This window comes from Flavobacterium sp. Sd200, from assembly GCF_009826935.1.
In the GTDB taxonomy this organism is placed as follows: domain Bacteria; phylum Bacteroidota; class Bacteroidia; order Flavobacteriales; family Flavobacteriaceae; genus Flavobacterium.
This window is the reverse complement of sequence record NZ_WUMN01000002.1, coordinates 274,076-285,888: the sequence shown is the minus strand read 5'-3', so window position 1 is coordinate 285,888 and position 11,813 is coordinate 274,076. Positions and strand designations below refer to the sequence as shown.

Below are 11,813 nucleotides of genomic sequence, written 5' to 3'. Positions count from 1 at the left end.
GGTAGTAACTAATTTAAGACTTTTCCCTGATCATCGAACACCTTGCAGGGTCTTTGAACTCCCGTAAATTTATTCCCCCAGGTGCTGTAGTCAAAATACATAGCCTTGTCCCCTTGCATAAAATATAACAATATGCGACCGTCGGGAAGCAGGAGCCAGCTTGATGTGCCGTTACCTTCGTGTTCTGCCTGTGGGGTTACAATTTTAAAAGATATAGCATCCTTTATTTTGTTTTCGTCATAGCGAACGTTGCATCCGCAATTCTGCTGAACAGAATACCGAATAGCATCAAAAAGATGTTGTTTGCTTTCCGGATATTTTTCAGCATGTTCTTCCTGTTCTTTTTGATATTTATCATGTTTAGCCCATAGTGCAGGATTCGTATTAACCTCATTTATAATTTCAGAATCAATAGGTTTATGATTTTTAAACTCAATATAAAGGTGGGTTTCAGGATCTTGTTGCAAATAATTATTGATAAAACTTATTTGGTTTATTCTGTAAACTATCTGCTTATATTTTACTACAAGTGAATCTGCCGTGGTGAGCCTGTTTTTTTGTTCTGTAGCATAAAAGTTTATATGCATGTTTTGAGGCATATCAGCAGTGCGAAGTAAAAAAAGGTACATATTTGTAAATTTATCTACCTGTGCATTTTCGACAATAAAAGTTTTTTTGAGGTCCTCAATATAACTGCTGTGCTTTTCTGCCTGAAGTTCACGAAGACGCTGTGCATTGTCAATAATTATTTTATTGGCGAGTTCATGGGTTAATTCACGCCCTTTTTTTTCATAACATTCTATTTGCAATATAGCCGCCAGTGCTTTTTTAGTTTTGGGTTGTAGTTTTCTGTGCCATCGTTTGTAGTGTAAGGTAAGGCACAGCCGGATACGGATGTCGTAGTGCCGAAACCTGCAATTTGATTTTTTGTGTAGATTGTAATATGAAATTTCTTTTTGAAACGGTAATGACTTGTGCCAATATTAAAGTCTCCGTTTGCGTAAAAGCCCTCTTCGTATAGTCTTCTGTAGTAGTTAATATCATGCAATAAAGGTAAAATATAGTCAGCTTGAAGGGGTGTCCACTCAAAGTCATCGTTCAGGAGTTGTCGTGTCCTGTTTTTAATCGTCAGGGTATCAATGCCTGTATTCTTGAAATGTTCTTCAAAAGACATCCTTTCACTACTGGCACCGATTAGACTTTCTATCTTTTTTTTACTAATGGTTTTTCCTGTGCCCTTTATCGTGTATGAACTTTTACCTTTTAATAAAGTTGTGCCATATTCGCTCTGAAATATGTCACTACCATTATTAGCTACTGCATAAATTTTAGTGTTTATGTGTATACTGTCGGGTAGTAATTGGGCATGCAAAGTACATGCTCCGTAAAGCATAAAAAAAAATGCCATTAAAAAAGAAAACCGCTGTTTAATAATCATAGTTAAAGATATTAAACAGCGGCCAAACTTATGAGGCAATTCTTTAGTTATTTATAATTTTCTCCTGCTGGCTTATACTCTCCTGGTGTATGGCCTTAAAAATATCTACAATAAAATCTTTACCAAGGCCTTTGTCGGCACCCTGGGCGGTCATTTTATCCAGAATTTCGTTCCAGCGTTTGTTTTGCAGTACGGCAACGTTAAACTCTTTTTTAAGTGCGCCGATCTGTCCGGCTACTGCCATACGCTTGCCTAAAATTTCGATTATCTTGTTGTCATACTCGTCAATGTTCATACGCAGGCCTGCCATTCTTTTGTCATAATCGGCATCGGTACCCACTTCTTTACGCACCTTAAGGTCTTCAAAAATCTGCTTAAGGCGGGTAGGGGTAACCTGCTGTGCAGCATCGCTCCAGGCATTGTCAGGGTCGGTATGTGTTTCAATAATAAGCCCGTCATAATTAAGGTCGAGTGCCTGCTGGCTTACTTCCTGTATCAGGTCGCGGCGGCCGGTAATGTGGCTTGGGTCTATAATCAGGGGCAGGTCAGGGAATTTATTTTGCAGCTCAATAGCCAGCTGCCATTCCGGTATATTTCTGTATTTTGTTTTTTCGTACGTGCTAAACCCACGGTGAATTACCCCCAGTTTTTTAATGCCTGCGTTGTAAAGGCGCTCTACGCCACCCAGCCATAAAGCCAAATCCGGGTTTACAGGGTTTTTAACCAGTACAATTTTATCGGTACCGGCTAGTGCATCGGCAATTTCCTGTACGGCAAAAGGGTTTACCGTGGTGCGTGCGCCAATCCACAGTACGTCAATATCATGCTCTAACGCCAGCTTTACGTGTGTGGCATTAGCTACCTCTGTAGCCATGAGTAGTCCGGTTTCGGCTTTGGCTTTTTGCAGCCATTTAAGGCCAATGGCTCCTACGCCCTCAAACCCGCCCGGGCGTGTGCGGGGTTTCCAGATGCCTGCGCGGTATATGCTCACATCGCTGTCTTTAAGCTCGTGTGCTATTTTTAAAACCTGCTCTTCGGTCTCGGCACTGCATGGCCCGGCAATAACCAGTGGATGTTCCAGTTTGAAATCGTCTAACCATGTGCGGAGGGCGGTACTATTTTCCATATTCTAATGTCTTTTTATATTTTATTAATGTCTTTGTTCTGTAGTCTTTTATCTCTTGTCTAATGTCTCAAATCTCAAATCCAATATCTGTCATCTACTTTATCCCGTTCAATATATCCTTTATCCTGTTGGTGTCTTCCATTTCCTGAAATATCCCTTCAAAATCGTCCTGCTCCAGCAGTTGCTGAAACTTTTGCAAATTAGCAATATACTGCTGCAATGCACTGCTAACGTTTGTTTTGTTTTCTTTAAATATCGATGCCCATGTGGTGGGCGAGCTCTTGGCAAGGCGCACCGTACTGGCAAAACCACTGCCTGCCATGTCGAAGATATCGCGTTCGTCTTTCTCTTTTTCAATAACCGTTTTACCCAGCATGAACGAACTGATGTGCGAAAGGTGCGATACATAGGCTATATGCGTATCGTGTGAAACCGGGTCCATGTACCTGATGCGCATGCCTACGGCTTTAAACAGTTCCAGTGCTTTTTCCTGTAGCTTAAAGGCGGTTTTCTCTACTTCGCAAATAATATTGGTCTTGCCGTTAAACAAGCCTGTTATGGCTGCCGATGGTCCACTAAATTCGGTACCGGCAATAGGGTGAGTGGCAATAAAGTTGCGCCTCCGCGAATGATTTTCTACCGCTTTGCAAATGGCTGCTTTGGTAGAGCCTGCATCAAAAACTATGGCGTCGTCTTTTATTACATTGAGCACCTGTGGCAGCACATTGGTAATAAGGTTTACAGGTATGGCGAGCACTATCCAGTCGGCTTCCTTAAGGGCGGCTATGTCGGTAAGTTCGGCCTGACCGTTGCCTGTGCATACTCCGTGGCTTATAATGCCCAGCAGTAAAGCTTCCTCAACGTGTTTCTCGTTGGCATCAATGCCTGATATTTTAGCGTCAGGATATGCCTGTTTTATATCCAGCGCAAGGGAACCGCCTATTAAACCTAATCCTATTATTGTTACATTCATATTTTTTTAGTTTTAGGTTTCAGGTTTAAAGTTTCAGGTTCTGAGGTGTAGGAACTGTAACATGAAACTTTAAACCTGAAACTAAAATCGTTTAATTGCTTCTTCAATCACTTCTTCGGGTGCGCACAGCGAAAATCTTACATAACCTTCCCCGGCACTGCCAAACACTGTTCCCGGCGTTAGGAAAATATGTTTATCATACAAAATGCTGTCTACATAAGCCTCGGCATTTGCTATACCACCCGGTAATTTTGCCCAAACAAACAGCCCGGCAGTGTTGGCATCATAGGTGCAGCCAAGCAAGTCGGCCAGTTTAAAAATCAGGTTCCTGCGGCGTGCATAAATTTCGTTGAGGTTTGTAAACCACTCATCACTGCTGTTTAATGCAGCAATGGCCCCTTTTTGTATGCCGTAAAACATGCCGCTGTCCATGTTGCTTTTTACTTTCAGCACTGCATCTATATGGGCGGCACTCCCGCTCACCATGCCCACGCGCCACCCGGCCATGTTAAAGGTCTTGCTCAGTGAGTTCAGTTCCAGTGCCACATCTTTTGCACCCTCTACCTGAAAAACCGACAACTGTTCTGTATTCAGCACAAAGCTGTAAGGGTTGTCGTTAACCAGTAGTATGTCGTGTTTTTTAGCAAAGGCAATAAGTTTTTCAAACATGGCTTTGTTGCCCTTGGCACCCGTGGGCATGTGCGGGTAGTTGACCCACATTATTTTTACACCCGATAAATCAGATGCTTCCAATGCTTCAAAATCAGGTTCCCAGTTATTGGTGTCCGATAAATTATAGAACACAGGCACACCGCCCACCAGCTTTGTTGCCGATGTATAGGTAGGGTAGCCCGGATTAGGGATAAGCACCTTGTCGCCCTCGTTTAAAAAGGCCATGCTAATGTGCATTATGCCCTCTTTGCTGCCCATTAACGGCAGTATCTCGTTTGCAGGGTTAAGGCTTACGCCGAAGTGGTTGCTGTAGAAACCGGCAATGGCTTCGCGCAGTTCCGGCAGGCCCTGATAGCTTTGGTATTCGTGTGCTTTGGCATCGGTAAAAGAGCTGCTGATAGCTTCTAATACCGTCTGAGACGGAGGCAGGTCGGGACTGCCAATACCCATATTGATTACCTTTTTGCCGTCGGCCACCATTTGCCTGACTTCCCTTAATTTTGCCGAAAAGTAATATTCCTTAACTTCTTCAAGCCGTTGCGCAGCTGCTATCATGCGTTTCCTTTTTTATATTCGCCCAATACTTTAAAATGGGTGGTCATTAGTTCTAATATCGATTTTGCCTTTTCATAATGCTTATACTTTTCAAACACCACATCTACAAAAAAAGAGTATTTAAATGGCGTTTCGGCAATAGGCATGCTTTGTATCTTGGTTAGGTTCAGCTTGCAGTTGTTCATAACGTTAAGCACTGTTGCTAAACTTCCGGGAGTATCTTCAAGCTCAAATTTGACCGATGCCTTATTGATTTCCTCTTTAGGCAGTGCCTTGTTTTGTGTTTTGAGGATAACAAAGCGCGTTTGGTTGTTTTTTATGTTGTGTATACCTGCTGCCAGTATGGTAAGGCCAAACATTTCGGCGGCAATGGGGCTGCCCACGGCGGCTATGCCCTTAAGGCTGTTGTTGTGTATGCGCTGTGCAGTCTCGGCGGTGTCTACACTTTCTACCAGTTTAATGTGTGGGTATTGCCTGAAGAACTCGCTGCATTGCAACAGCGCCATAGGGTGGGAGTGTACCTCTGTGATATCTTCAATAGCCTGACCGCCAAGTGCCATTAGGTTCATGTGGATATTAAGGTAATGCTCGCCAATAATGTGCAGGTTGTTGTGGTCTATTAAAGCATAGTTGGGGATGATAGACCCGGCAATAGAATTTTCTAAAGCCATCACTGCCAGTGCCGAGCGGTTTTCAGTAAGGCTCTGCACCAGAGCGGGGAACGACATGCATTCGTCTAACGGTGCGTCTGCCCCAAACCACATTCCTGCCACCTGATGATGAAAAGATCCTTTAATGCCCTGTATTGCAATTTTTGTTTCCATAAGGTCAAAAAAAAATCCCGATTTGCATCGGGATTATATCTATTGTTTTATTTCTTTTTTAGTTCTTATACAACAATACAACCCCTGTCCTCATTCCAGAAGAAATAAAAATAGGTGTTAAAAAATATTGCCGTGTTCATTGCGTAAATGTTATGTGGCTAATGTAGTAATTTTTTCTTTGCTTCCAAATTTATTTTTAACAATTTTAAGGCATAATAAATATTTTCATTATGCATGGTGTCCTCCTGAGGGTAGCCGCTCACGTCTTTTTCGGAGCTGCCGTATAAAATTTCGTGGATTCTACCGCGAAGATTCGCAAAGGGAGCGCAAAGATTCGCAAAGGCAAAAAATACTTATATAAATAATTTAGTTTATGCCTTTGGCATGAGACCACAAAGCGTTATGTAATTCTTATTGATGATTATTGGCTCTTACATTACTATAAGTCATCGCTTTGAGTTCTCGCACAAATGGTGCAAACTTCCTTTCTTCTTTGTGTATCTTTGCGCTCCCTTTGCGAATCTTTGCGGTATAGCCTACAAAAAAATATGTGGTTACACAGTAGCCAAAAGGGAGGAAGCAGCTATACTCAAATGTTTTATATAGCATATTATACCATTTATTAATATAGATTGCTCTTTTTCAAACAAAGGTTAAAAATGATTGTTTCTTACCACAAAGGGCACGAAGTTTTCACGAAGTGCACAAGGTATTACGCTTCGCTTTTTAAGTTCACAAAGCTATATCTGCCAACAGCACCAGTCACAATGCCTTGTGGACTTCGTAAGACAACTTGTTGTCCGTCGTGTACAAAATTATTCAAACTGCTTTGTGAGCTTTGTGAAAACTTCGTGGCCTTTGTGGTAGAATTGTAATTTATTTATGTAAATTACTGACGGACTAAATTATATTCATAATAGGTATTAAACATAAATTGTTGCCCAACTCTAGCCATCCGTTGGCTCCCCTATTCCTTTGTACAGGGGTTTGGTATGCGACTTTCTAAACCACTTCCCTGATTTTCTTTATCTGGTGGTTATGCCTCATAGTGTGGTAGGTAACAAAATAAACAATTTCCAGTTTTGTGCTGCCTTTCAGTGGGTGCGCATCCGGCAGTAGTGCAATGCCGGTAAGGTCGTTTTCCTGTACGGCTTCCACCATTTTCTCCTTAGTATCCGTTAGCGACTGTATCAGCCTTTCTTTATCAAATTCTTTATTTTCGGGCAGGATAAAATCGGGTGACTTCATCTTGGTGCTAAAGTCCAGGAATATTTTTTTAAACTCTTCAGCTCGGGCATCAGGTGCGCGGTCTGCAGCCGGGGTGGCTGCGGCGAGCAGGGTGTCTATACCATCCTGCGATTTAAACAGGTGCCTGCCCACCTGTGCTGCCGTCCAACTTCCTTCAAACGGAACGGTGTTAAGGTCTTTTTCATCAAAGCCCGAAAGCAATGTAATGGTTTCGCCAAGGGCGGTTTCCAGTTGATTTACTATTTGTTGTGGCATGGTGTTTTTAGTTTTGGTTTTTTTGTTTGCCGCCCTTTTTTTGTGCGGAACAAACTTTAGGGTGGCAAACAAAAACATGGTTATTCGGGTTTAGAGAATTCTTCGTTGTAGCTTACCATCCATTGTATGCCAAACTTATCGGTAAGTTGGCCGTAGTAGTCGCCCCAAAACATATCCTGCATGGGCATAATTTCTTTTCCGCCCTCGCTAAGGCCTTTATATACTCGGTCGGCTTCCTCGCGGCTTTCTACATTTACAGATAACGATATGCTTGTGCCAAAGGTTACCTGCGGCATACTCTCAGGCACATCGGTACCCATAATAACATTGTTGCCTATAGGCAGGGCAATGTGCATAATGTGGTTTTGTTCTACTTCGGGCATATTCTCGCAGCCGGGTGTGTCTTTAAAACGCATTATCATGGCAAACTCTCCGCCAAAAACAGCTTTATAAAGGTTAAAGGCTTCTTCGGTTTTGCCGTTAAAGTTCAAATACGGGTTGACTAATTTCATGACTTATTAGATTTGAGGTTGTAGATGTGAGAATTGAAATGAGAGATAATAGATGATAGACTTGAGATAATAGACCGATGAAGCAATTCGTAATTTGAAATTCGTAATTATTTCATCTTTTCGAGTTCTGCTTCCAGTCTATCCAGGTTTTCCTCATTTTTTTCAAGGCAAAAATCTTTCAGTTTTGCACAGGCTTCGGCGGTTTCAAATACCTGCTGGAATGTTATCTGTGTTTTTTCTGGTGTGATTTTTTTTAAAGTAATCACTGCCTGAAATTCCGGAGGAACAATATGATTGAAAACCACAACTTTCGGTTCTTCAATTTTTATAAAAACCGATTGGTTATGATAGTCGTTTCCATCGGGCCCATGCATCACAAAATCCCAAAGGCCTCCCTCTTTTAATTCATATTTATTGAAGGTGTTTGTAAAACCGTTTGGTCCCCACCATTTGCTAAGATGCCCGGCTAATGTAACAGCTTTATATACAGTGTTCCTGTTTGCGTTAACTTGTCGTTTGTTTTCTATTGTATGATCCGGATGTTTTGGAAGAATGACGTTTTTCATAATGCCTGTTATTTCTCAAGAACATTTTTAAGGTTGCTGAGGTTCTTTTCAATGTCAGGGGCTATCATGTCGTCTAAAAATGGGTTCATAATATTCATAGGGTAGGCACTCACGCCCTTAACTATATTTGTAACCTTTGTGCCACCAACAGTATCTTTAGTAATGGTGCTGCCATCCATAAAATCTTCAAACGGGCGAATAAAATGCATGGTTACATCTACACGTTCGTTAGGTACAATGGCTGTTATTTTTTGAGAGCCTTCGCCCACCTCTTCATTGCCATTCCATGTGTTTACAAAGCCAACAGTGCCGTCGGTGCCAATAAATTCCTGTTTCATGTTGGGGTCGGCCTGTACCCAAACACTATAGTCTTTCTGGTTTTTAAGTCTGGCAACATAATCAAATACCTCCGGTCTTGGTTTGTTTATTACAATGCTGCGTTCTATATAATAGTCTTTGCTGACAAACAGCGCGGCTATAAGCGGCAGGGCTATGAGTGCAAGGATAATAATTAAAATGATCTTTAAAACTTTCATGAGGTTTGTTTTTTGTTAATTATCGGTGTTTTTCTTTTTAAATATCAGCGCATCTACAGAATATTTACCGCTGCCTAATACAAATAAGGGCAATGACAGCACCATGAACAAAAATGCAGGTGTTTTGGCATCAAAAGGGTCATTGGCGTGGGCAATAAAGTAGGCTACTATCATGGTAATAAATGTTGGTATTACCGATAGGCGCGTAAAAAGCCCCAGCAGTATGAACAACCCACAAAAGAACTCGGCAAAAATTACAAGGTTAAAAGACAGTTTTGGGCCAATGCCTATAATGTCTCCAAACATGGGCAGTATAGTGTCGTAGTTTTGTATTTTGCCGTAGCCATAATATACAAACATGCCACCAAAAATAATGCGCAGCAGCAGGGCGGCAACATCAGTGTCTAACGATAAAGGACTTAATAATTTTTTCATAAAGGTGTTTGGTTTAAATTTTTATGAATTTAATAATTTTATACTGCTATGACAAATTTAATATGTTATGTTTGAGACGGTAGACCGCTAAAAAGTCAATATGAGGGGGCATTTAAGACAAAACATTTTTATATTTGTTTAACCAACAATCTCAATATTGTATATGTACGTAGGTATATTACTTTTAAAAGACCATCGCCTGCTTAGCGCGGCTGCACTTTTGGATGTTTTTGAAACCGCAAACCGTTTTTATGAAGAAGACGGCGACCCAAAACCTTTTGCTATAGACCTGTTGTACCAATCCGGGCATGATGCACCTGATTTTAATGGGCATACTCCAAAGGCAGCTAACGATACAGTTGATTATGAATTGATACTGATACCTTCTTTTAAACACGATGGCATTGCCGATGCTGTTAAAGATAACATGCCGTGGGTACCGTGGCTAAAAAAGCAACATGCCAAAGGTGCTGCCATAGCCAGTTTTTGTACAGGGGCTTTTTTGCTGGCTGCCAGCGGACTGTTAGACGGTAAGCCCGCAACCACACATATTGATGCCGAAAATAACTTTGCGAAACTTTTTCCTAATGTAGAGCTGCAACCTCATGCAGTGGTTACAGAGAAAGATAAGGTGTACACCAGCGGAGGGGCAACCAACACTTTTCATTTGCTCATGCTGCTGCTCGAAATTTATTGCAGTAAAAAAGTGGCAGTGCGTGCTGCTAAGCTTTTTAGCATAGATCTTGACCGTAACCGACAAACCTATTTTGGTACATTTACCCCCATTCACGACCATGGCGATGTGTTGGTAAAACAAACCCAGGAAAAAATACAAAAGCACTTTAGTAGCGTTAACACCATAGAAGAACTTATTACCGATGTTCCTGCCAGCCGCCGCAACTTGGTGCGCAGGTTTAAACTGGTAACAGGCATAACACCAATAGAGTATTTACAAAAAACCCGTATTGAAGCTGCCAAACAAATGCTGGAACAATCGCGGTGCAGTATACTTGAAGTAATGCTTGAAAGCGGATATAACGACCTCAAAACTTTTAGGGCACTATTTAAAAAAACGGTAGGCATGACGCCAAAAATGTATCGCGAAAAATTTAGCGGACAGATGGTATAAGGCATCTCTTTGCAATTTGCCAATATTTAGAATAGTTGCTGCATGTTTATTTTTCTATAAGTAAGATTGTTGGTATATTTGCCGTTCCAACGTCACGAACAAAATGAATACAACACATGCAGTAATTACAGCTATAGGCGGATATGTGCCCGATACTGTTTTAGATAATGCTGCTCTTGAAAAAATGGTAGACACCACGAACGAATGGATCGTGGCACGTACCGGAATTAAAGAAAGAAGAATTGCAAGCGACCCGCTCATGGCAACATCAGACATGACGGTTTTAGCCATTAAAGATTTAATAGAAAAATCAGGTATAGATCCTCTTGAGGTTGATTGCCTTGTTTTAGCAACCTCTACACCCGACAGGCTATTGGCACCTACAGCAGTAACTGTGTGCGAAAAAGCAGGCCTGCAAAACGCTTTTGCTTTTGATCTCAATGCGGCATGCAGCGGATTTTTATATGCACTCTCTACAGGTGCTGCACTGGTAGAAACAGGCCGCTATAAAAAAGTGCTTGTTGCCGGTACCGATAAAATGAGCAGTATAGTGAACTATGAAGATCGTAACACCTGCATACTTTTTGGTGATGGCAGTGGTGTAGTACTTTTAGAGCCTAACCACGAAGGTGTGGGAATACAGGATAATATTTTCCGTACAGATGGTAAGGGAGTACAGTTTCTGTCAGTTCCTGCCGGAGGGTCAGCATTAGGTTCTAACGAAGATACCGTTAACCAAAAACAACATTTTGTACAACAGGACGGACGCACGGTATTTAAAAATGCTATAAACGGCATGACAACTGCCTGTAAAGATGTTTTAGAGCGCAACAGCCTTACTGCCGATGATATAGATTGGGTAGTGCCGCACCAGGCAAACCTACGCATTATAGATGCCGTTGGTCAAAATCTTGGCGTAGATAAAGATAAGGTTAAAGTAAATATAGAGCGTTACGGCAATACAACCGCTGCAACCCTGCCACTGTGCCTGTGGGACTATCAGGCCGATTTTAAACCGGGCGACAAAATATTGTTTACAGCCTTTGGTGCCGGTTTTACATGGGGTGCCAGCTTAGCGGTATGGGGCAATTTAAGAACACGACAAAATTAAATAATGACATTAGAAGAAAAGATTGCCGCTGCCGAAACCCATATTTTTAAAGCCGTTTTCCCTAACACAACAAATCATTACGATACTCTTTTTGGTGGTGCGGCAATGCACCTGATGGATGAGGTTGCCTTTATAACCGCAACCCGTTTTAGCCGCCAGCGTGTGGTTACCGTAAGCAGCGACCGTATCGATTTTAAAAAGCCTATACCAGCCGGAACCTTTGCCGAACTTATTGGCAAGGTTGAACACATTGGCAACACCAGTATGAAAGTACAGGTTGAAATATTTGTAGAAGATATGTACAGCACAAAGCGTGAAAAAGCCATAACAGGCAGTTTTACCTTCGTTGCCATAGATGAAAATAAAGAACCTACGGCTATACTTAAGTAGTTTTAAGTTTAAAAAGTTTAGAAGCTGTTAGTTTAAAACTAAC

The 11,813-nt window shown here is 41.6% G+C and carries 14 protein-coding genes; 3 read left to right on the top strand and 11 right to left on the bottom strand.

Going from position 1 to position 11,813, the window contains the following annotated elements; translation table 11 throughout:
• Positions 1 to 8 precede the first annotated feature (8 nt).
• The 11 genes from GR160_RS07345 to GR160_RS07295 all read right to left on the bottom strand — a co-directional run bounded on the left by GR160_RS07345 (position 9) and on the right by GR160_RS07295 (position 9,140).
• Positions 9 to 809 carry a hypothetical protein gene (locus GR160_RS07345; protein ID WP_160749218.1) on the bottom strand — a complete coding sequence of 267 codons (801 nt, stop codon included), beginning with the start codon at positions 807 to 809 and terminating at the stop codon, positions 9 to 11.
• Entirely contained in the window at positions 800 to 1,438 is a 639-nt protein-coding gene (locus tag GR160_RS07340) for a hypothetical protein (protein ID WP_237421183.1), read from the bottom strand. The genes GR160_RS07345 and GR160_RS07340 overlap by 10 nt, the downstream gene beginning before the upstream one ends.
• Before the next feature lie 43 nt (positions 1,439 to 1,481).
• Complete coding sequence (locus tag GR160_RS07335; protein WP_160749216.1) at positions 1,482 to 2,564, bottom strand: bifunctional 3-deoxy-7-phosphoheptulonate synthase/chorismate mutase type II; 1,083 nt, start codon at positions 2,562 to 2,564, stop codon at positions 1,482 to 1,484.
• Positions 2,565 to 2,658: 94 nt separating this feature from the next.
• Positions 2,659 to 3,537: a prephenate dehydrogenase gene (locus tag GR160_RS07330; protein WP_160749215.1), complete on the bottom strand. Its 879-nt coding sequence runs from the start codon at positions 3,535 to 3,537 to the stop codon at positions 2,659 to 2,661.
• A gap of 81 nt (positions 3,538 to 3,618) precedes the next feature.
• Entirely contained in the window at positions 3,619 to 4,764 is a 1,146-nt protein-coding gene (locus tag GR160_RS07325; RefSeq protein ID WP_160749214.1) for a pyridoxal phosphate-dependent aminotransferase, read from the bottom strand.
• Complete coding sequence (locus GR160_RS07320) at positions 4,761 to 5,588, bottom strand: prephenate dehydratase (RefSeq protein ID WP_160749213.1); 828 nt, start codon at positions 5,586 to 5,588, stop codon at positions 4,761 to 4,763. The genes GR160_RS07325 and GR160_RS07320 overlap by 4 nt, the downstream gene beginning before the upstream one ends.
• A 1,002-nt stretch (positions 5,589 to 6,590) precedes the next feature.
• Positions 6,591 to 7,091, bottom strand: coding sequence for a DinB family protein (locus GR160_RS07315; protein ID WP_160749212.1), 501 nt, complete (start codon positions 7,089 to 7,091; stop codon positions 6,591 to 6,593).
• A gap of 80 nt (positions 7,092 to 7,171) precedes the next feature.
• Positions 7,172 to 7,603, bottom strand: a complete 432-nt coding sequence (locus tag GR160_RS07310; RefSeq protein WP_160749211.1) for a VOC family protein — start codon at positions 7,601 to 7,603, stop codon at positions 7,172 to 7,174.
• A gap of 107 nt (positions 7,604 to 7,710) precedes the next feature.
• Positions 7,711 to 8,169 carry an SRPBCC domain-containing protein gene (locus GR160_RS07305; RefSeq protein ID WP_160749210.1) on the bottom strand — a complete coding sequence of 153 codons (459 nt, stop codon included), beginning with the start codon at positions 8,167 to 8,169 and terminating at the stop codon, positions 7,711 to 7,713.
• An 8-nt stretch (positions 8,170 to 8,177) separates the two neighbouring features.
• Entirely contained in the window at positions 8,178 to 8,705 is a 528-nt protein-coding gene (locus GR160_RS07300; RefSeq protein ID WP_160749209.1) for an SRPBCC family protein, read from the bottom strand.
• Positions 8,706 to 8,720: 15 nt separating this feature from the next.
• The gene (locus GR160_RS07295; protein ID WP_160749208.1) at positions 8,721 to 9,140 is read right to left on the bottom strand and encodes a DoxX family protein; all 420 of its coding nucleotides are present in this window, start codon (positions 9,138 to 9,140) and stop codon (positions 8,721 to 8,723) included.
• Between the two features lie 163 nt (positions 9,141 to 9,303).
• On the opposite strand from GR160_RS07295, the gene GR160_RS07290 reads away from it, so the two are divergent.
• The 3 genes from GR160_RS07290 (at position 9,304) to GR160_RS07280 (ending at position 11,770) form a co-directional block, all read left to right on the top strand.
• Positions 9,304 to 10,269, top strand: coding sequence for a GlxA family transcriptional regulator (locus GR160_RS07290; protein ID WP_160749207.1), 966 nt, complete (start codon positions 9,304 to 9,306; stop codon positions 10,267 to 10,269).
• 103 nt (positions 10,270 to 10,372) lie between these two features.
• On the top strand, positions 10,373 to 11,380 hold the full coding sequence (locus tag GR160_RS07285; RefSeq protein WP_160749206.1) for a beta-ketoacyl-ACP synthase III: 1,008 nt from the start codon (positions 10,373 to 10,375) through the stop codon (positions 11,378 to 11,380).
• 3 nt (positions 11,381 to 11,383) lie between these two features.
• On the top strand, positions 11,384 to 11,770 hold the full coding sequence (locus tag GR160_RS07280; RefSeq protein WP_160749205.1) for an acyl-CoA thioesterase: 387 nt from the start codon (positions 11,384 to 11,386) through the stop codon (positions 11,768 to 11,770).
• The last annotated feature ends 43 nt before the right edge of the window (positions 11,771 to 11,813 follow it).